The 20,332-nt window shown below is 72.8% G+C and carries 17 protein-coding genes; 11 read left to right on the top strand and 6 right to left on the bottom strand.

Annotation, left to right across the window (positions count from 1 at the left end; translation table 11 throughout):
- Nucleotides 1-19: 19 nt before the first annotated feature.
- Nucleotides 20-592 carry a glutathione S-transferase family protein gene (locus WMF36_RS25645; RefSeq protein WP_437573376.1) on the top strand — a complete coding sequence of 191 codons (573 nt, stop codon included), beginning with the start codon at nt 20-22 and terminating at the stop codon, nt 590-592.
- 22 nt (nt 593-614) lie between these two features.
- Nucleotides 615-1,586: a phosphotransferase enzyme family protein gene (locus tag WMF36_RS25640; protein ID WP_437573375.1), complete on the top strand. Its 972-nt coding sequence runs from the start codon at nt 615-617 to the stop codon at nt 1,584-1,586.
- A 104-nt stretch (nt 1,587-1,690) separates the two neighbouring features.
- Here WMF36_RS25640 and WMF36_RS25635 read toward each other — a convergent pair whose 3' ends face one another.
- Nucleotides 1,691-2,911, bottom strand: coding sequence for an acyl-CoA dehydrogenase family protein (locus WMF36_RS25635; protein WP_437573374.1), 1,221 nt, complete (start codon nt 2,909-2,911; stop codon nt 1,691-1,693).
- A 171-nt stretch (nt 2,912-3,082) separates the two neighbouring features.
- Between WMF36_RS25635 and WMF36_RS25630 the strand changes: the two genes are divergently transcribed.
- The 3 genes from WMF36_RS25630 to WMF36_RS25620 all read left to right on the top strand — a co-directional run bounded on the left by WMF36_RS25630 (nt 3,083) and on the right by WMF36_RS25620 (nt 5,570).
- The gene (locus WMF36_RS25630; protein WP_437573373.1) at nt 3,083-3,766 is read left to right on the top strand and encodes a TetR/AcrR family transcriptional regulator; all 684 of its coding nucleotides are present in this window, start codon (nt 3,083-3,085) and stop codon (nt 3,764-3,766) included.
- A 145-nt stretch (nt 3,767-3,911) separates the two neighbouring features.
- Nucleotides 3,912-4,769: a phosphatase PAP2 family protein gene (locus WMF36_RS25625; protein WP_437573372.1), complete on the top strand. Its 858-nt coding sequence runs from the start codon at nt 3,912-3,914 to the stop codon at nt 4,767-4,769.
- Nucleotides 4,770-5,075: 306 nt separating this feature from the next.
- A complete protein-coding gene (locus WMF36_RS25620) occupies nt 5,076-5,570 on the top strand; it encodes a hypothetical protein (RefSeq protein ID WP_437573371.1) in 495 nt (164 codons plus the stop codon).
- Nucleotides 5,571-5,598: 28 nt separating this feature from the next.
- On the opposite strand, the gene ribA is transcribed toward WMF36_RS25620, so the two are convergent.
- The 3 genes from ribA to WMF36_RS25605 all read right to left on the bottom strand — a co-directional run bounded on the left by ribA (nt 5,599) and on the right by WMF36_RS25605 (nt 10,755).
- Complete coding sequence (gene ribA, locus WMF36_RS25615; RefSeq protein WP_437475975.1) at nt 5,599-6,345, bottom strand: GTP cyclohydrolase II; 747 nt, start codon at nt 6,343-6,345, stop codon at nt 5,599-5,601.
- Between the two features lie 251 nt (nt 6,346-6,596).
- Complete coding sequence (locus WMF36_RS25610) at nt 6,597-8,045, bottom strand: FAD-dependent oxidoreductase (protein WP_437573370.1); 1,449 nt, start codon at nt 8,043-8,045, stop codon at nt 6,597-6,599.
- Nucleotides 8,046-8,817: 772 nt separating this feature from the next.
- Nucleotides 8,818-10,755 carry a type VI secretion system contractile sheath domain-containing protein gene (locus WMF36_RS25605; RefSeq protein WP_437573369.1) on the bottom strand — a complete coding sequence of 646 codons (1,938 nt, stop codon included), beginning with the start codon at nt 10,753-10,755 and terminating at the stop codon, nt 8,818-8,820.
- Between the two features lie 56 nt (nt 10,756-10,811).
- Here WMF36_RS25605 and WMF36_RS25600 point away from each other — a divergent pair, with 56 nt between their 5' ends.
- The 5 genes from WMF36_RS25600 (at nt 10,812) to WMF36_RS25580 (ending at nt 16,631) form a co-directional block, all read left to right on the top strand.
- Nucleotides 10,812-12,224: a homoserine dehydrogenase gene (locus tag WMF36_RS25600; protein WP_437573368.1), complete on the top strand. Its 1,413-nt coding sequence runs from the start codon at nt 10,812-10,814 to the stop codon at nt 12,222-12,224.
- The gene (murI, locus tag WMF36_RS25595) at nt 12,221-13,120 is read left to right on the top strand and encodes a glutamate racemase (RefSeq protein WP_437573367.1); all 900 of its coding nucleotides are present in this window, start codon (nt 12,221-12,223) and stop codon (nt 13,118-13,120) included. The genes WMF36_RS25600 and murI overlap by 4 nt, the downstream gene beginning before the upstream one ends.
- Before the next feature lie 52 nt (nt 13,121-13,172).
- Nucleotides 13,173-14,357: a chorismate synthase gene (gene aroC, locus WMF36_RS25590; RefSeq protein WP_437475970.1), complete on the top strand. Its 1,185-nt coding sequence runs from the start codon at nt 13,173-13,175 to the stop codon at nt 14,355-14,357.
- Nucleotides 14,358-14,362: 5 nt separating this feature from the next.
- Nucleotides 14,363-15,973 (top strand): 3-dehydroquinate synthase, encoded by a 1,611-nt coding sequence (aroB, locus tag WMF36_RS25585; RefSeq protein WP_437573366.1) that lies wholly within the window; start codon nt 14,363-14,365, stop codon nt 15,971-15,973.
- A gap of 304 nt (nt 15,974-16,277) precedes the next feature.
- Entirely contained in the window at nt 16,278-16,631 is a 354-nt protein-coding gene (locus WMF36_RS25580; RefSeq protein ID WP_437573365.1) for a response regulator transcription factor, read from the top strand.
- 726 nt (nt 16,632-17,357) lie between these two features.
- Here WMF36_RS25580 and WMF36_RS25575 read toward each other — a convergent pair.
- Nucleotides 17,358-18,104 carry a TenA family transcriptional regulator gene (locus WMF36_RS25575; RefSeq protein ID WP_437573364.1) on the bottom strand — a complete coding sequence of 249 codons (747 nt, stop codon included), beginning with the start codon at nt 18,102-18,104 and terminating at the stop codon, nt 17,358-17,360.
- 299 nt (nt 18,105-18,403) lie between these two features.
- Nucleotides 18,404-19,009, bottom strand: a complete 606-nt coding sequence (locus WMF36_RS25570; protein WP_437475966.1) for a hypothetical protein — start codon at nt 19,007-19,009, stop codon at nt 18,404-18,406.
- 540 nt (nt 19,010-19,549) lie between these two features.
- Here WMF36_RS25570 and WMF36_RS25565 point away from each other — a divergent pair.
- On the top strand, nt 19,550-20,326 hold the full coding sequence (locus tag WMF36_RS25565; RefSeq protein WP_437573363.1) for a chlorite dismutase family protein: 777 nt from the start codon (nt 19,550-19,552) through the stop codon (nt 20,324-20,326).
- Nucleotides 20,327-20,332 lie beyond the last annotated feature (6 nt).

Genomic DNA, 20,332 nt, shown 5'->3' with positions numbered 1-20,332 from the left:
TCACCAGAGGGAGATAGCGATGAAGCTCTACTACAATCCCCAGAGCCGTGCGGCCGTCACCAAGTGGATGCTCGACGAGTGCGGCACCTCGTACGAGATCGTTCCCATCGACTTCGAGAAGCGGGAGCACAAGGCGCCGGAGTTCTTGAAGGTCAACCCGGCTGGCAAGCTGCCCGCGCTGGTGGATGGCGACGCCAGGCTCTTCGAGAACGCGGCGATCTGTCTGTATCTGGCGGACAAGTTCCCCGAGGCCAGGCTGGCGCCCGCCATCGGCGCGCCGCAGCGGGGGCGTTATCTGTCGCTGATGGTCTACTCGACCTCGCAGCTCGAGCCGGCGATGAGCGACCACCTGTTGAAGATCGAGACGCAACCCCAGCGGGGGTGGACGGATTTCGAGACGGCCCTGGACGTCGTCGAAGGCGAGCTCGGGGACGGGCCCTACCTGTTCGGCGACTGGTTCACCGCGGCCGACGTGATGATCGGCTCGATGTTCATCTGGAAGCGCCTGTGGGGCGGCCCGCCGGGGCGGCCCAAGCTGGAGGCCTACGTGGACCGCTTGCTGGCGCGTCCGCAGATGAAGATGGGGCGCTGAGCGGGGCCGCCCGGGTGCGGACGTGACGACTCCCGTCGACCCCGCGGTCCTGGCGCGCGCGCTCGCGCTTTATGGGGCTGATCCGGCGAGTTGCCGGTTCCTCGGCGGCTTCGAGAGCCAGGTCTTCGAGGCGCGGCGCCGCGACGGCGCTTTCGTCCTGAAGCTCGGGGATCCCGGGTACAGGTCCCCGGACGCGGTAGAGGCCGAGTGCGAGTGGCTGGAGTACCTGACGGCGCGGGGCGTCCGCGCCGCGCCGGCGATCCGGGCCGCCGACGGCAGCTATACGGCGCTGCTCGGCGAGCCCGGCCAGGCCGTCTGCGCGCGCGCGTACGCGAAGGCGCCCGGGGCGCCGCTCTCGGCCGACGACCTGACGCCGGGCGTGGCGACCGCGTGGGGGCGTCTCCTGGGCCGGCTGCACGCCGCGACCAGGGCGTACGTCCCGCCGTCGGCGCGTCGGCGCCACGCGTGGCATGAAGATGGCGACTTCGCCCGTGCACGGGAGCTCTTGCCGGAGGACGAGCGCGAGCCGATCGGCGGCCGGATCGAGCGGCTCATCGCGGAGCTCCGGGCCTTGCCGACGGACCGGGACGCCTTCGGTCTGGTGCACACGGACGCCCACTTCGGCAACGTGCTCAGGGACGGCGACGCGCTGACGCTGATCGATTTCGACGACTGCGCGTACGAGTGGTTCGCGAGCGATCTCGGGATCGTCCTCTTCTACGTCGCGATCGACCCGCTCGGCCCCGGCCTTCCGCTCGAGCTCCTCCAGATGTTTCGCGACCGATTCCTCGACGGATACGCCCGGGAAAACGCGCTCTCCGCGCGGTGGCTGGCGGAGCTCGACCGGTTCATGAAGCTGCGCGAGCTCGTGCTCTACACGGCGATCCGTCGAGTCGGCCGGCGCGAGGCGCTGGACCCCTGGTGTCGCGCCTACCTGGAGCGCCACAAGCCGCGCATCCTCGGCGATCGGCCGGTGTGGCCGGAGGCGCGCTGAGAGGGCCTGGAAGGGGCGGACGGCCGCCGGCGGCAGCTATCGATGGAACGGCACGTCGTCGATCCAGGAGTCGAATGCTTCCCCGGCCCCGTGAGTGAGCTCGATCAGCCGGCCTGTCGAGCCTGATCGCCGCCCGCGGCCGGTCGCGGGGCGAGCATCGGGTGCAGCTCGGCGATCCCGAGCCGCGCGCGCCCGGCGAACTCGTAGGCATCGTCGGTCGCGGCGATGTGCTGCGTCGCCGCGTGCAGATCGCGGAAGCAGCGCTGCAGCGGGCTCGCCGCGTACAGCGCGCCCCCGCCGCCGGCGCGGTAGGCGAAGCCCGCGACCTCCGCGGCGACGTCGGTCACGTAGGTCTGGACGAGCCGGATCGCCGTCCAGTCCTCGATCGAGAGCGTCTCCCCTGCGCGCGCCCGGTCCCACATCCGCCCGAGGGTGTCGAACGCATAGGCGCGCGCCGCGGCGAGCTTCGCCTCCGCGCGCCCGAGGTCCATGTGGAATGCCGCGTGGCTGCCCAGCGCGAGCTGCGGCCACGCCTTGATGCGGCGCGGAGCGACCGCGGCGATCTCGTCGAGCGCGCGCCGCCCGACGCCGAGCGCGAAGCCGACGTGACCGGCCGCGAGCTGGGCGATCAGGGGGATCGCGTACAGCGCGCCGCCGCGCCGCCGCGGGGCCCCCGGGAAGGGGCACGTCAGCGCCTCGGGCACGAGCGCGCCCTCGATCCGGTAGTGATCGCTCCCGGTGCCGCGCAGGCCGGCGACATCCCACGTGTCCTCGAGCACCACCTGCTCGATGGGGACGGCGAGGCTGAGCATCTCGGGCGGCCCCGCCGGAGGGGCCCCGCCCTCCGGCGCCACGACGGCGCAGGTGAACACCCAGCGCGCGTGCCGCACGCCGCTGCCGAACGCCCAGCGGCCCTCGAGCGCGTAGCCCCCCGGGACGCGCCGCGCGAGGCCGCTCGGGACCTGGAGCCCCGCGAAGGTGGGGAACGGCCCTGCGAACACCTGCCGGGCCCCCTCGTCGGGCAAGGTGCCCCCGGCGAGGGCGGCGAGCAGCGCGCTGATCATCAGCGACCATCCCGCGGAGGCGTCCGCGCGCGCCATCGCCTCGAAGACCTCCAGCTGCGTCAGCGGATCGCTCTCCGCGCCGCCGAGCGCGCGCGGCGCGGCCATCGCGAGGAGGCCGCTCGACCGCAGCGCGTCGACGACCGCAGGCGCGAGCGTGCGCAGCCGCTCGGACGCCTCGGCGTGGGCGGCGGCGACGCCGCGGACGCGCTCCACGGCGGCGAGGAGGTGTTCGCGATCGGGGGATCGACGGGGCTCGGACATACGGGGCTCCTTTCCTGGACGGGGGTACGGCGCGCCGGCCCCTCTCCGGGCCGCCCGCACGCCCGATGATGACACTGGCAACATTCGAAAGTTTCCACTGCCAACATTTTCTTCACGGCCGTCCCGCGGGCCCTGCGGCGGGCGGATTTCGTGGTACCGTGCGCCTGCGCTGTGGCTCCCCCCCTGAAGCGCCGCCGCCCGCGCGCGCGCACCCCTCCTGCTCCCGCGTCGCGCGCCGTCGACCGGCCCTACCACCACGGCGACCTCCGGCGCGCCGTGCTGGAGGAGGCGCTCGCGCTCATCGAGGCGCAGGGGAACGCGAGCTTCACGCTGCGCGAGGTCGCGCGGCGCATCGGCGTCTCGCACGCCGCGCCGTACCGTCACTTCGCGGACAAGCGCGCCCTGATGACGGAGCTCGCGGTGCAGGCGAGCGCGGCGCTCGGCGCGCAGATCTCGGCCGCCCTCGACGAGGCCGGGGGCGAGCTCCGGGCGCGCTTCCTGGCCGCCGGCTTCGCCTATGTCCGCTTCGCGCTGGAGCACCCGGCGCCCTTCCACGTGATGTACTCCGGCGAGGTGAACGTGGAGGACCCGCGGGTCGCGGCGGCCACGTCGCAGAACCTCGGGCTGCTCCTCGGGTTCGTCGAGGACGCGCAGCGCGCCGGGGCGTTCCCGCCGGGCGATCCGATGGCGCTGGCGGTCCCGATCTGGGCGATGCACCACGGCCTCGCGACCCTCGCGGCGTCGGGCGCGCTGTCCAAGGCCGGCCCGGTGGAGCTCCGGTGCCTGGTCGACGACGCCCACGCGCGCCTGCTCGACGGGCTGCTCCTCGCCGCGCCTGGGCCGTCGCGCGCCTGATCGGGGAGGCGACCCCGGTGGACGCCGCCGGCGACCCGAGGCGGGCGCCACCGGCGATCGGCGGCACCTTGCGGAGGGGAGGGGCGATCCCCGGCGCGCGCATCCATTCCCGCGCCGTGTCGCCCGGGTTACGCTCGCGCTCCTTGTGCGTACCGCCGCGATCGCTCTGCCCGTCCTTCTTGTCGCCCTGTCGCCGGCCGCCGCCGCCGCCGAGCCGTCTCCCGAGCTCACGTACCGGCCGGAGATCGATCTGCCGATCACCGTCGTCGGCGGCGCCGGGTGGGCCATCTCCGAGCTCTCCAAGAAGGGCCTCGCGCCCGCGTCGTGCCGCTGGTGCGCGACCAACGCGCTCGACACGTCGATCCGCGACGCGCTGGTCTGGAGGGGCAACCCGGAAACCGCTCATGATCTCAGCAACGTGACCGTCCTCGGCGTCGCGCCCGTCTCCGCGCTGGGCCTCACCGCGCTCGCCGCGTGGCACGACGGCCGCTCCGAGAACACCGCCGCCGACCTCGTGATCGTCACCGAAGCGATGGTGGTGGCGATGGGCCTGAACCAGCTCACCAAGTATATTGTCGGCCGCCAGCGGCCCTATTCCCGCCACGACAACCAGGATGTGCTCTGCGCCGGCGAGAGCTGCTCACGCCCCGTCCCGCACGACGACGATCTCTCCTTTTTCTCCGGCCACGCCACGGCCGCATTCTCCCTCGCCGCCGCGAGCGGCACCGTGGCGTCGATGCGCGGCTATCGCGCGGCGCCGTGGGTATGGGCGCAAGGAATGGCGATCGCCACGCTCTCCGGCTACCTGCGCATCGCCGGCGACCGCCACTATTTCACCGATGTGCTCACGGGCGCCGTGTTCGGCTCCGCCGCCGGCGTGCTGATTCCAGCTCTGTTTCACGGTCCGCGCCCGGGCGTTGCCGGCCCGGACACGCAGAGTTTCCGCCTCTCGCTCGCACCCGCGATCGGCGGCGTCGGCGCGGGCGTCGCCGGCACGTTCTGAGCTTTCTGGGCTGAGTGTGAGCCGAGTGCGGCGACCGCCGCCTTTGACAAGAGCCCACGCTGCTTTCAGACGACCTATGTAAGTAGAGTTGACAAAGCGATATTCAATTTTACACTACGCCTGTCAGCCACGGATGCTGGCGCTCGAGCCGTCGTTGCTGGAGCGCGAACCGAACACGTCGAATACGCCGTGCCGCCCCCGCGGCATCGGCGACGGCGAGCTGCGGCCGGGAACGGGCGCGCGCCTTGGCGCGAGCCCGTGTCAGCGGAGATCCGTCAGCTCGGCCGCATGAAGGAGTCCGGCGACATGAACGTCGTTCACCATTCGTCACGCCATCGATGGATCGCAGGCGGCCTCGCCGCCGCGTTCCCTGTCCTCCTCGCAGGCTGCAGCGATCAGGCGCTCGGGGCGCCTGTGCCCGGCGCCGAGCCGCCGCCGCGGGCCGCCGCGCGCGGGGAGCTGGCTTCGAGGAGCGCCGGCCAGGGCGGTGCCGCGGCTCGGCCGGCCGCGCCCGGGGCCGCCCTGCTGGAGCGCGACGAGCTGCTCCAGGAGGCCGGACGGCTCGCGGAGATCAGGGCCGCGCTCGCGCGGTCGCCGGAGGCGCCGCTCGCCCTGCTCGACGAGCACCGGGCCGAGTTCCCCCACGGCCGGCTCGCGGCGGAGCGGGAGCTCATCGCGATCGACGCGCTGCTGCGCCGCGGGCGCGCCGACCCCGCGCGCGCCCGCGCCGAGGCGTTCCTCGCGCAGTTCCCGTCGAGCCCCCACGCGGGCCGGGTGCGCCGCCTGCTCGCCGCGCCGTGAGACGATGACGACAGCGCCGCGCGGCGCCTCAGCTCGCGGGGGTCGGCTCGGACGGGGGCGGTGACATCCCGTCGACCACGACCGGATCGCTCTGCTCGACCAGGTGCGGCTTGCCCCACGTATCGATGAAATGACCCGACCGCTTCGCCTTGGTCTCCAGATAAAAGCGGTTGTGATCGTTCGGCGGGATCACGTGCGGGATACGCCCGGTCACGGACACCCCGTATTGCGTGAGCTGCTGGACCTTGTTGGGGTTGTTCGTGATGAGCTCGACCGACCTCACGTTCAGGCTGTGCAGCATGTGCGCCGCCACGGCGTAGTCGCGCTCATCGTCCCGGAAGCCGAGCGCGAGGTTCGCGTCGACCGTGTCGAGCCCCTGATCCTGCAGCGCATACGCGCGGATCTTGTTGATGAGGCCGATCCCGCGGCCCTCCTGGCGCAGATAGAGCAGGATGCCCCGCTCCATGCTCTTGATCTTCTTCAGCCCTTCGAGGAGCTGATCTCGGCAGTCGCAGCGCAGCGAGCCCATGGCATCGCCGGTCAGGCACTCGGAGTGCAGCCTTGTCGGCACGTTCGAGGCGCCGACGACGTCGCCGTGCACCATCGCGATGTGCTCCTTGGCGTCGCGGTTGTTCCAGAACGCGACGATGCGGAAATGCCCGGCGCGGGTCGGCAGCTCGGCGACGCCGACCACCCGCACACAGACGTTCACGTGGCCATACCCATCGCAGTCGTGCTCTCGATCGCGGGTGACGAGCTCAAGCAGCGGATTCATCGGATCGGTCATGTCCTGCCTCCGCGAGGAGCCGCCTCGCGCGCCGAGCGGTGATGGGTAAATGCGCGCACTTCTTACCAGAACAGGACGGGCAGGCAACGCCCGCCGCCGCGCTCTGCGGCGAGGCGGCTCCCCACCAGGGGCCGTTGTCGACGCTGCAAAGGCCTCGTTCGCGCCTGGTGGCGCCGGCCTCCATGCCGGTGCAGGCTGTCGCCGCCACGCGACCGCAGCGGGGCGGCAGCCGGGGCCGCTCAGGCGTCGGCGGGCTGCCGGTGCGTCCGGGCGGCCGCGGTCACCTCGGGCGGCGAGGCCGATCTCCCCGCGCGCAGCACGCGCAGGATCAGGCGGGGATCCACGAGCACCTCGGGCCCGTCGAGCATGTGCATCACGCGTACGAAGCGCACGTAGACCTCGCGATCGACCTGTGCGGCGCGGTGCAGCATGCCGGTGTACCAGCGCACGATCGGCTGGAGGAGCGGCCTCCGGCCGTCGGTCTCGGGGTAGGCGAGGTCTTCCCCGGTGGACATCTGCCACGGCAGATCGACCGCCTTCGCCGCGGCCACGTGGTAGCGGCGCGCGAGCCCCGCGATCGCGCCGGGGCCCGCGCGGCGGCGCTGCTCCGCGAGCGCTGTGTCGAGCGCGAGCGCCTGGAGACAGGCCGACGTCATCCCCTGTCCGTAAACGGGGTTGAAGCTCGCGAGCGCGTCGCCCAGCACGGCGAGCCCCTCGGGCATCCTCGCCATGCGCTCGTAGTGCCGCCGGAGGTGCGCCGGGAACTTGTAGGTGGCGATGTCCGTCACCGGCTCGGCCCCGAGCAGCGCCCGGTAGAGCGCGTCGTTCGGCAGGCGGCGCGCGAACTCCAGGAAGCCCTCGGGATCGGCGGGCGGGTGGTCGCCGAACAGGCCCGCGAGCACCACGACCCAGCGCCCGCCCTCGACCGGCGCGATACAGCCGAACCGCCGGCTGTCGGACGGCGAGCCGAGGACGTACAGCGACGTCCACGGGACCTGCGCCGGATCCCGCGGGCGGTACTGCCGGCCGGCGTACCCCACCCGGACCTGGATGGCCGACTCGTCGGGCCGCGCGTAGCCGAGCGCCTCGATCCACGCGGGCGCGCGCGAGCCGCGCCCGCTGGCGTCCACCACGAGGTCCGCCGAGAGCTCCTCGAGCCCGCCCGGCTCGTCGCGTCGTCGGACCACGACGCCGGTGATCCGGGAGCGATCGGGAGAGGCCGAGAGCTCGATCACCTCGCGCCGATCCAGGCGCCGCACCGCGGGCAGCGCGAACGTGCGGCGGCGCACGTGCGCCTCGAGCAGCGGCCGGGTCATGCACACGGTCTGCACGCCGGTATGGAAGCGCGGCTTCCACGCGCCGAGGTGGTGCCAGGCGAGGCCGACCCCGAAGTCGTACGCGACGGCCCCGTCCCGGATCAGGTCCTCGGTGAACCCGGGGAACAGGTCGTTCAGGATGCGCTCTCCCCGGGCGAGCAGGCCGTGGAGGTGGCGGGCCTGCGGCGCGCCCTTGCGGGCCTCGCGGAGGTCGTCGGGGATGCCGTCGCGCTCGATAACGTCCACCTCGTCGAAATGGTCGGCGAGCACGCGGGCTGCGACCAGGCCCGCGATGCTCCCACCGATCACCACGGCCCTGCGGCCGGCGAACGAGTGATCGGAGCGGAGGTTCTGCTGGGTGAAAGGCTTCATGCGGCGTCGCGATTGCAATACGCGGGCCGTTCCCGACGAACGCAGGGCGGACGCAACGCCCGCCTCCTGAGGAGTCGGTCAGCGCGCGTCGCGCGAGCTGCGCAATTCGCGCGCAACCGCGCAACCGCGCAACCGAGCGACTGAGCAACGGAGCGACTGCGCCGTGGAGCGACTGAGCAATCGGCGACTGCGCCGCGGAGCGGCCGCGCAATGAGCGACCGCGCCACGGAGCATCTGCGTAAAGGCGCAATCCGATGCGCTCCGTCGAGACGAGAGAGGCGATCGTTCCGCGCGCATCGTCGGCACCGGAGAAGCGCCGGCCGACCGCCTCGGAGAGATCGTGTCGAGACGATGCCTCCGGATGGCGGGTGGCGATTCTGCGGTGCGTGTGAGTGCGCCACGCAGGATTCCTCTGCCGGAGCTCCGCCGAGGTGGGGTGAACGATCTCGGGTCTTCCGGGAGCTCATCACCCGCAGGACAGGTCGGTGCCGCCCGAGGAGCTCGTGCTCCGCGGCGACAGGGGTCGATTCGCCCCAGGGAGCCGCCGTGTCGTTCTTCGCGAGGCGGCCGATTGAGGAGGGCCCGGCCGAGATGCGCGAACCCGGCGGCTATTTCTTGCGGCAGCCGCACTCGGCCGTCGGCGCCTGCGGGGCCGGCGGCCGTTCGCACGTCGTCACGAGGGTGCTCAGGACGGAGATGAGGATCGCGACGCGGAGCCGCATGCGGGCGATTCTTCCCCCGCGGGCCGTGCGGCGTCAATCCTGCCGAGGCGTCAGCCGAGCGGCAGCTCGAGCGACACCTCGTCGAGCCCGACCCCGAGGAAGCGGCGCGGGCGCACCGTGACCGCGATCTGCGCCCCGCCCTCGCCGCGGCCGGCCTTCACCGCGAGCTCGATGCTGGCCGGGGGCGCGTTCTCGAACAGCGTCCACAGCGCCCCCTCGACGACCGGCTGCACCTCCGCGGGGTCGCTGTCCGCGGGCAGCTTCGCGCAGAGCGCGCGCAGGAACTGGACCACGCGCGCGACGAAGAGCTGGTCGACGAGCGAGACGCGCTCGAGGCGCTCCTCGGGCTCGGCCGTCGGGCTGTCGTACGTGAGCTTCTCCGGAGGGACATAGGCCGTCGGCGCCGTGAGGACGTACACCGCGTCGCTGTTCGGGGCCGACGCGAGCAGGAGCACGCCGCTCGTCGAGAGATCGCGCTGGGTTTCGGTCGACACGAACGCCTCGGTCGGGATCGCGACGCCCTCGTCGCCCTCGTACGCGCCCTTCACCTCGTGCACCGGCAGGTCCCCGACCACGCCGCCGCCGATCGCGCCCGCGATGCGGCACGGCCACGCCGTCTCGCGGAAGCTCGCCGCGATCAGCGCGCCGACGACGTACGCCGGCGCGATCCAGACGCGGCCGCCCTCGTCGCCCGGCTGCTCGACGATCGCCGCCTCCCGGATCCGCGAGCTCGACTTGTCGTAGGGCATCCGGCCGAGCACGTGGTTCATGGCGATCGCGACCCACCGCATGCAAGGCCGCGCCGCCGCGGCGCGCCACGGCGCCCGGTGCGGCGCGCGGAACAGCGCGGCCTTGTTGTCGAGCCGCTCGACGCCGCCGAGATCGTCGACCCCGAGCAGCCGCGCGTCGCCGTTCACCACGGCGGGGAGCGCGTGCGCCTCGGCGACGCGCGCGATCGCCTCGAGCCGCGCGAGCGCGGCGGCGCTGCCGTCGATCGCGACGTCCACGATCGCGACCGACGCCGGCGGCTCGGATTTCGCCGTCTGCGCGAGCACCCGCGCGAGCGCGCCGGCCGCCTCGTCCGGCCGGGCGCTGACGACCTCGACCCGGACGCCCTCCGCCGTCTTCACGCGGTCCACGAGCAGGCTCAGCCCCCGCCACGCCTCCTCGAGGCGCCGCACCTCCGGGTGCTGCAGGATCGCGCCGAGCTGCGCGCCGATCGCGCGCTCGATCTGCCCGATCGCCTCGGCGGGGCGAGCGGCCTGCCCCGCGCGGGGGCGGGCGCTCGCCGCCACGGTCGCGATGAGCTCCGAGAACCGTCCCCCCTCCGCGGGCCTCTGAGCGGCGCCGCCCGCCTCCGCCGGCGGGGGCGCCGCGCCGGCGTCTCCGCCGCCGCCTCCGCCGAGATCGACCATCGAGAGCAGCGCGTCCACGTCCGAGCCCGGCGCGGGCGCGGCGGGTCGCTCCGGCGCGGGCGCGGCGGGTCGACCCGGCGACGCGCCCGCGCGCTCCGCCGGGAGCAGGCCGAGGATGTCGCGCACGAGCGGGGAGCCGCCCCAGAGCCGATCGAGCTCGGCGCGCGCCTGATCGAGCGTGGCCGAGCCGTCGTGTAGCCGCTCGAGGACGCGCCGGCCGTCGAGGAGCGAGCGCAGCAGCGGCACCTCGGCGCACAGCGCGTCGGGCCGGAAGCTCTTCATGCCGGTGGGCGACAGGTCGACGCGCGCGGCCCGGCCGCCCGCGAGCACGCTCGGCACCTCGATCGCGATCCGCGGCCGGAGTATCGTGAAGAGGTTATCGAACCGGCTCGCGTCGACGCGGGCCGCGCCGGCGGGCGGGCTCGCCCCGGCGTTGTGAGGATCGCGCGGGGTGAGATCGGCGACCACGAGCACGCGCAGCGGGAGCAGCGGCCCCCGCTCCACGGCGCCCCCGTCCTCGCCCACGTGGAACCTGAACTCGTTGCCCAGAACGCCCTTGATCGTTTCCGCCATGGCCGTCGCAGCATAGGCGTCACGTCTCGGCGCGAGAAGCGCTAAGCTCCGCGCGCATGAAGACGGAAGGCGCCTCGCCCCTGAACTTGAACCCTGAACCCCACGCCGCCAGCGATCGCAGGCGCCTGCGTGGCGGCGCCCCCATCCAGATCGGGCTCCTCGGCTGCGGGACGGTCGGGGGCGGCGTCCTCCGCCTCCTCGCCGAGAACTCCGGCTACCTGGCGGAGCGCGCCGGCGTGCCCCTCGTGGTGAAGCGCGTGGTCGTGCGCGACCTCGAGAAGGAGCGCGTCGCGGCCCTGGATCGCGGCCTGCTCTCCACGAACCCCGAGGACGTGGTCGACGACCCCACGATCGACGTCGTCGTCGAGGTGATGGGCGGCGATACGCCCGCGCGCGCGCTGATCGAGCGCGCCATCGATCGCGGCAAGGGCGTGGTCACCGCGAACAAGCTGCTGCTCGCCGCCCACGGCCCCGCGCTCCTCGCGCGGGCCGCGTCGCGCCAGGTCGACCTCGCGTTCGAGGGGGCGGTCGGCGGCGGCATCCCGATCATCCGGACGCTCCGCGACGCGTTCGCGAGCGACTGGGTCGAGCGCGTCACCGCGATCTTGAACGGCACCTGCAACTACATCCTCACGCGCATGCGCGACACGGGGTCGTCGTTCGACGCCGCGCTGCGCGAGGCGCAGGAGCTCGGCTACGCCGAGGCCGACCCGACGCTCGACGTCGACGGCCATGACGCCGCGCACAAGCTGATCGTGCTGGCGATGCTCGCCTTCGGGGCGCAGGTCGACAGCGCCGACGTGCCCACGTCCGGGATCCGCACCATCGAGGAGGCCGACCACCGCTACGCTGATCGGTTCGGCTACACGATCAAGCACCTCGCGATCGGCCGCGACCTCGGCGACTCCATCGAGCTGCGCGTGCACCCCACGCTGATCCCGAAGCAGAGCGTGCTCGCCAACGTCTCCGGCGTGCTCAACGCCGTGCTCCTCGAGGGGCGCGCCGTCGGCCCGTCGCTCGTCTACGGGCGCGGCGCCGGCGACATGCCGACCGCGGTCAGCGTCGTCTCCGACATCCTCGACGTCGCGCGCTCGATCGCCTCGGGCGTCGCGGGCATGCAGGGCCGCGGCATGTCGATCAAGCCCCGCCCGGTCCGCCCGCTCAGCGAGACCGTCTCGCGGTACTACCTGCGCTTCGCGGTCGAGGACCGCCCGGGCGTCATGGGTCGCCTCGCCGGCGCGCTCGGCGACGCCGGCGTCAGCATCGAGCAGATCGTGCAGCAGGGGCCGACCAAGGGGAGCTCGGGCGCGGCGCCCGCGGGCGGCCCGGCGGCCCGCGAGCCCGCGGTCGACGTGGTGCTCATCACGCACGACGCGCCGGAGGGGCTCGTGCGGAGCGCGATCGACGCGGTCGCGCGCGAGCACTTCCTCCGCGAGCCGGTGCACCTCTTCCGCATCGAGGAGCCGTGACGTCCCAGCGCGACGCGCCGCTCGGCGTGTTCGACTCGGGCCTCGGCGGCCTCACGGTCGTGCGCGAGCTGCGCCGGCGCTGCCCGGCGGAGGACATCGTCTACCTCGGCGACACGGCGCGCGTCCCGTACGGCACCCGGTCGCCGGAGACGGTGGTCCGCTACGCGCTCGGCTGCGCGCGCGTGCTCATCGGGCGCGGCGTCAAGGCGATCGTCGTCGCGTGCAACACGGTGAGCGCCGTCGCGATCGACATGCTCCGGGTCGAGCTCGATCTGCCCGTCCTCGGGGTCATCCTGCCCGGCGCGCGCGCCGCCGTCGCCGCGTCGCGCGGCGCCACGATCGGCGTGCTCGGGACGGCCGGGACCATCGCGTCGGGCGCCTATCCCCGCGCCGTCGCGTCGCTCAGCACCCGCACCGAGGTCGCTGGCCAGGCGGCCCCGCTGCTCGTCTCGCTGGCGGAGGAGGGCTGGGTCGAGGGCGAGGTCCCGCGGCTCGTCGCGCGGCGCTACCTGGAGCCGCTCATCGGCGCGGGCGCCCGCTCGGTCGTGCTCGGGTGCACGCACTTCCCGCTCCTCCGCGCCGCGATCGAGGCCGAGGCGGCGGCGCTGGCCGGTGGCCCTCTCCCCATCGTGGACAGCGCGTCGGCGACCGCGGAGGACGTGGCGTCGTTCCTCGCCGAGCGGGGGCTCGCCACGTCCCGGACTGCGCCGGGCAGCCTCGCGCTGCTCGTCACCGACCTGCCGAAGAGCTTCGCCGCGGTGGCGACCCGGTTCCTGGGCGAGCCGGTAGTCGGAGGGGACGGCGCCGGCCGGTCCTTGACCCCGATCGAAGCGGAAAACGACGATGCGGGCCGTTCCTCCACCCAGGGCGTCGACGTGGAGCAGATCGACCTGTAATACGCAGCAAGCTTGGCCCGGAGCTCCGGGCGCAGAGGAGGTTTTCCACACGATGACGCAGCTCAGGTGGCTTTCGGCCGGCGAGTCGCACGGGCCGGAGCTCGTTGCGACCGTCGAGGGTATTCCGGCGGGCATGCCGCTCCTTGCGGAGGACATCGACGAGGATCTGGCGCGGCGCCAGCGCGGCTACGGGCGCGGCGGGCGGATGAAGATCGAGACCGATCGCGTCCGCCTCGTCGCCGGCGTGCGCGGCGGCGAGACGCTCGGCGGCCCCATCGCCATGGTGATCGAGAACCGCGATCACGCGAGCTGGGCCGGGCGGATGGGCCCCGAGCCGTTCCCCGAGCCGCCCGAGGCGCTGACCCGCCCGCGCCCGGGGCACGCGGATCTGGCCGGCGGCCTGAAGTACGCCCGGCGGGACCTGCGCGACGTGCTCGAGCGGGCGAGCGCGCGCGAGACCGCGGCGCGGGTCGCGGTGGGCGGCGTCTGCCGCAAGCTCCTCCGGTCGGTCGGCGTCGAGGTCTTCGCCCACGTCCTCTCGATCGGCCCGGTGCAGGCGCAGACCTCCGCGGCCTCTGGCAGCGGCGAGCTCCCGCTCGCCGAGCTCCGCGAGCGCGCCCGCGCCTCCGACCTCGCGTGCGTCGACGCCGCGGCCGCGCAGGCGATGCGCGACGCCATCCGCGAGGCCGCGCACCGCGGCGACACGCTCGGCGGCGTCTTCGAGGTGATCGCCACCGGCCTGCCGCCCGGGCTCGGGAGCCACGTGCAGTGGGACCGCAAGCTCGACGGCCGGCTCGCGCAGGCGCTGATGAGCATCCAGGCGATCAAGGGCGTCGAGATCGGCATCGGCTTCGAGGCCGCGCGGATCTCGGGCTCCGAGGTGCACGACCCGATCGCGTACGACCAGGGGTCGCACGCGTTCACCCGCCCGTCGAACCGCGCCGGCGGCCTCGAGGGCGGCATCACGAACGGCATGCCGCTCATCTGCCGGGCCGCCATGAAGCCGATCGCCACGCTCAAGCGCGCGCTCCCCTCGGTCGACGTGCGCACCAAGGAGCCGTTCGACGCCGCCTTCGAGCGGAGCGACGTCTGCGCCGTCGCGGCCGCCTCGGTCGTCGGCGAGGCGATGGTGGCGATCACGCTCGCCGCCGCCCTGCTCGAGAAGTTCGGCGGTGACAGCCTCACCGAGCTTTCGCGCAACGTCGACAGCTATCTCCAGCAGGTCCGCTCTTACTGAAGGCCATGGCACTCCACCCCGACGCACCTCCGCTCCTGCTCACCGGCTTCATGGGGGCCGGCAAGTCCACCGTGGGCCGCATCGCCGCCGCGCGCGCGGGCCTCCCGTTCATCGATCTCGACGACGCCATCGCGGCCGAGGCCGGCGAGAGCGTGCCGTCGCTCTTCGCCGCGCGCGGCGAGGCGAGCTTCCGTGCGCTCGAGGCGGCGACCCTGCGCCGGCTCCTCGCGACGCCGGGCCCGCGCGTCATCGCCCTCGGCGGCGGCGCCCTGGTCGATCCCGCGCTCCGCCTCGAGGCGCTCGATCGCGGCTGCGTCGTCGCGCTCAGCGCGTCCCCGCGCACGATCGCCGCGCGCACGCGGGGCGGCACCCGCCCGCTGCTCGACGGCGCGCCGGATCGGGAGGCGCGCATCCGCGAGCTCCTGACGGCGCGCGCGCCCGTCTACGCCGAGGCCCACGCGCGCGTCGCGACGGACGGCGTCTCCCCGGAGGACGTCGCCGCGCGCGTCCTTCGCGCCTACGCGGATCGTCCGCTCTTCGTGCCGTTCGGCGACAAGAGCTACGCGGTGCGCATCGCCTCCGACGGGGCGGCGTCCACGGCCGACGCCGTCGCCGCGCTCGCGCCGTCGTCGGTCTTCGTCGTCACGGACGAGAACGTGAGCCGCCTCTGGGGCGCCCCGCTGCTCGCCGCGCTCGCGGCGCAGGGAAAGCCGGCCGCGTCGGTCACGGTGCTGAAGCCCGGCGAGGAGCACAAGCGGCTCGCGGCCGTCGAGGCGGCGCTCACGGCGATGATCGACGCGGGGGCCGATCGCGACGCGGTGGTGCTCGCGCAGGGCGGGGGCGTGGTGACCGACATCGGCGGCTTCGCTGCGTCCACGCTCCTCCGCGGCGTCCGCTGGGTCGCGGCGCCGACCACGCTCCTCTCGATGGTCGACGCCTCGGTCGGCGGCAAGACCGGGGTCGACCTCGGCCCCGCGAAGAACGCCGTCGGCACCTTCCACCAGCCGTCCGCCGTCGTCGCGAGCCCGGCGGCGCTCGCGACCGAGACCGACCGCGCCTACCGGAGCGGGCTCGCCGAGGTGGTGAAGTCGGCCTGCATCGGCGATCCGGAGCTGCACGCGCTGCTCGAGCGCGAGGCCGACCGTGTCCTCGCGCGCGACCCCGGCCTGCTCGCCGAGATCATCCGCCGCTCGATCGCCGTGAAGGCGGCCATCGTCACCCGGGACGAGCGCGAGTCGGGCGACCGCGCCCTCCTGAACCTCGGCCACACGCTCGGGCACGCCCTCGAGGCGGAGGGTGGGTTCGTCCGGCTGGCCCACGGCGAGGCGGTGTCGCTCGGCATGGTGGCCATACTCCGCGTCGGCTGCTCGCTCGGCGTGACCGACCGTGCGGCGGCCGACCGGGTGATCCGCCTGCTCGACCGGCTCGGGTTGCCCACCCGGATCGAGGACGAGCCGGTCTCCGCCGCGCTGCGCTTCCTGTCGCTCGACAAGAAGCGCCGCGGCTCGTCGGTCCGGGCGGTGCTGATGCGCGACATCGGCAGCACGTTCGTGGAGCCGATGCCGCTCGACCGCCTCGCGTCGCTGCTCGAGCGCGCGGCGGCGGGCACGGCCTGAGCCCCCGCGATCCCGTCGGTTTTCCGCGGAGCGGCCCGGCAAGCGCGGTGTTGACATCGGCGCCGCCGGCTCTCACGACGTCGCGCGGTGTGCCCGGGACTGCCCAGCTCCGGGTGGCGCCCGTGCGGCGCCGCGCGCCCTCGTTGCGCGGGCCGCCGGCGCACGCGGCGATTGCACTGACAGTGAAGAAAATCGATGGGCTTCCGATGTGCTGGAAAAAAATCCCGGGACACGGCCCCCGTCGTCCGCTTCGCGCTACTCTTTCCCGGCGCAGATGGTGACCGCGACAAAAAAGCGAGTTTTGGTGGTGGAGGACGAGGAGGACACGGCGGCGATGATCGCCCGGTTCCTCAGCGACGAGTTCGACACCGTGATCGCGACGAACGGGGTCGACGGTCTGGCGCTGGCCCAGCAGGAGCCGCGGCCGGATCTGGTGATCGTGGACATCATGATGCCGAAGCTCGACGGGGTGACGATGACGAAGCGGCTCCGCGAGAACGAGCCGATGCGTCGCGTGCCGATCATCTTCCTGACCGCGAAGTCGGATCCGATGGACGTCATCGCCGGCATCCAGGCCGGTGCTCGTCACTACATCACGAAGCCCTTCGTGCTCGACGATCTCAAGAAAAAGGTCCGCAAAGCCGTCTACGGCCGCTAGAGCGGGGCTCACCCGCTTCGGATACGGGCCCATCTCGGCGTTTTCGGTGCTCGGCGTACTGGAGTACGCCTGTGCGCCGAAAACGTCGATCTGGGCCCGTCTCCTGTGCGGGTGAGCCCCGCTCTGGTCCGGGGGGCGCGGGCGACGCGGGGCGGCGCGGGGGGAAGATTGGGGGGCGTGCGGGACCGCGGGGGGGCAGCGGGATGCGCTGTGCGGGGCGTTTTCTCGAGGCTTCGGCACGAAGGGGGCGGGCGATCCGGCGCCGGTCAATGGCCTTCGTGTGAAGATGCGAGAAGAAGGGTAAAGAAGAACGCTTGGTCCTATTGGCGTCTTGGACGTTTCTCGTTTCGAGCCAATCGGTTTCTGGCGTGCCGCGTAGTGCCGCGCGCCAGGAATCGTGACGGTTTACGCCTCCGGGCAAGACCGCGCGGCAGTCACCCCGTCTCCTGTTGGCTTGTCAGGAGAACTCTTGTCTCCTTCACCGCAGGTCGAGCGCCGGTCGTACGCCGGGAGACCCGCGCCGAGCAGTAGCTCAGGGGCGGGCACACGCCCGGCAGCAAACGCCGAGCGGTATCTCTCGCGCCAGATGCACTCCGGGAGTGCCTGCGATCGTTCGGGCCGCGGCGGTCGCTCCGGGACCGCCGGGGGGCCGCGGGTGGGCCGGTGCCGGAGAGGGCGAGGGCGGCCTGCCGCGCCGGCGGCGCGGGCGACGGGGGGCGCCCCCGGTCAGCTGCCGCCGCGGGGCGGGACGCTGCAGGACTTGAGGGCGCGCTCGAACAGCTCGAGCGAGCGCGCGACGCTCGAATTCACCCGGCGGATCTCCTCGGCCGAGGTGGTCGCGAGCTTCACGATCTCGAGGGCCTCGCGCGGGTGCGCGTCATCGTAGTTCGCATGCGCCGCGAGCCACGTCAGCGACTTGCTCCCCTCACCGTAGAGCTTGGTGAAGGCCGGCAGCACCACGCGCGACCACTCCCCCGTGATCCCCTCGATCGCATAGTTGACGGCGCCAACCGCCTCCGCGAGCGAGCCGCGGTGGGACACCGACCAGAGCCACTCGAAGAGCGACGCGACCTCCGGCGTCGGACGGTGGCTCGTGATGTCCGACATGCTGATGCCGTGCCCCGCCGCCCAGTCGAGGTACCAGCGCACATGCAGCGCCTCGACCCGGATGTTGCCGATGAGCCAGTCGCGCACCAGGAAATCGCGCGGCGTCTGGCCGTAGGTCGTCTTGGCCAGGCTGAGACCCATGTACTTCGGGAACGCCTCGACCACGCAGAAGAACTCCCGGATGAGCACGCCCCAGGTCTCGTGGTCGACCGGCTCCGTCAACGTTCGCGCAATCGGCGGCGTGTAGACCGCCGCCTTCCACTGGTCGGCCAGGGACTCGATCATGTCCTCGACCCAGACCGGATGCGGCGTCGCCTTGAGGCTGTCCTTGACTTCCTTGTGCCGCTGCGAGCGAGGTGACAGCATGAAATTACCTGGAGGGTTGCAGGGTCAATCTCCCTCGTACCTGCCCGCCGGTCTCCACCCCCACCACATCCCATCAGGCTGACCGGCCAGCGGCCGTCAGGAGACGAGTCGCGGCGCGGGCACGAGGCTGACCCCCACGCTCGGGGGACGAAGGAGCCAGCACGACGACCTCACCATGAGAGGCTTCGTGTACATATGTGTCCCGCCTGCATCCAGTTTGGATCAGAGCGAAGGAACAAGTCAATAGGCAAACGAGGGCGCCGGCAGAACGACGGGAAGACCGAGCCCCATCAGGTCGTTCACCATACCACCTCGGAGAGGCACTCGGTCGCGCCGCGGAACCGGCACCGCTGGTGCGTCACCTTGGGGGTGGACGCGCCGCACAGGAGCAGCGCCTGCTCGACCCAGCCGCAGACGCCGTCTCCGCAGTTCATCGCCGAGGGCCCCTCGTCGTCCCCGGTCGGACCCGTGATGGTCAGCATCCACTCCCGCGGCTTCACCATGCGCGGGAAGACCTTGCCGGCGTCGAAGTAGCGCGACCAGAACATTCCAGTGCGGGCGACGATCGTATCGGGCATGGCGATCGAGAGCGCGAACTTCAACACCGTATTGAGGTCGCGGTCCGCGACGTAGCGAGCAAACCGCTTGATCTCGGCGGCCTGGTCGTTCGCTGTCCGCACGTGCGTTCGCAGGGCCCGGTTCCAGACGCCGATCGGGTACCAGCTGCTCGCCAGCAGCGGCTGATAAAGTACGTCCCGGTCTGACTTGGGCAGCGAGGTCACCAGCCGCTCCCAGGCTCCGGCGTCGCGGTTCGTGTTGACGAACGACCGGAGGTTGACCAGCAACGTTCCTTTGCACTTGCCGGGGGGGGTCGAGGACTTGCTCTTCGTATCGTGCGTCTTCATCGCGGCGAACCTACGGCGGGGAAGCCCCGACGAAGCCGAGCCCGATCGCGGGCGGAGGCGCGTGCAACCTCGGGCGGGAAGCTCTTCCCGGGAGCACATCGTCGGGACAACTCCAGGAGTCGTGGTTGTACCTTGCAGGGGAGCGTGAGTCGGGCTCGATGGCAAGAGATGATTAGCGGGAGCAGGTGCGCGACACGAGCCGCCGCGGCCCTGGGCAAGATCACACCGTTGTCCAGCTCTCCTTTCGACCCGAGAGGCCATACCCCCGGGAGGCAGCATCGGGCATCGGGGGTGGGTAAAGGTGTAATGCGCATCACGCACCTTCGCGCGGCGGGCTCGACCGGACGGGACGAGCGGACCGCAACCCGGGACGAGCGGACCGCAACCCGGGACGAGCGGACCGCAACCCGGGACGAGCGGACCGCAACCCGGGACGAGCGGACCGCAACCCGGGACGAGCGGACCGCAACCCGGGACGAGCGGCGGGGGTGCTGCGCCTCGCAGTTGCCGTCCTCCGCGAACCTCGGTACCCCTACGCCCATGAGCGAATCCACGACGGGCCGGCCCGCCGCCGGGCACGCGGAGCCGGAGCTGCCGCATATCGACGTAACCGAGCGGGGCGCGCCGCGCGACGGGCGGCCGCAGGTCATCGACCGCCGGCTGTTCATGCAGCTGCTCGTCTTCCGCTGCCCCGGCGCCGCCGATCCGGCGGAGCTGACCGCCGCGGTCGGCCAGGCGCTTTCATCCCAGCGTATCGGCGCGGTCGTCTACGAGGACATCAGCGATCCGCGCGGGATCGCGGTGCTCACGTGGGCGGAGGACCCGGCCGTCTTCGTCCAGACGGTCCGGCCGGCGCTCAACCGCGGCGAGCTCCGCGCCCTGGAGCTTCGCCCCGATTTCACGATGCTGGGGCGCACGTACTCGACCGGCTACGAGCAGGACCTCGACTACTGGCTGCTCCGGCGCCCGTCCGAGACCGTCCTCAACCCCGCCTGGCCCTGGGCGGTGTGGTACCCGCTGCGCCGCAGCGGCGGCTTTGCCAAGCTCGAAGGGCGCGAGCAGGGGAGCATCCTGCGCGAGCACGGCACCATCGGCCGCGCCTACGGCGCACAGGACCTCGCTCACGACGTCCGCCTCGCGTGCCACGGCCTCGACGCCCACGACAACGAGTTCGTGATCGGGCTCGTCGGCAAGGAGCTCCACCCGCTCTCGCACATCGTGCAGGCGATGCGAAAGACCCGGCAGACCGCGGAGTTCATCAGCCAGATGGGCCCGTTCTTCGTCGGCCGCGCCGCCTTCCGCTGCTCCGGCGGCTGAAGGGGC

The organism is Sorangium sp. So ce887 (assembly GCF_051521455.1).
GTDB lineage: Bacteria > Myxococcota_A > Polyangia > Polyangiales > Polyangiaceae > Sorangium.
This window is presented reverse-complemented; position numbering and strand designations above follow the sequence as displayed.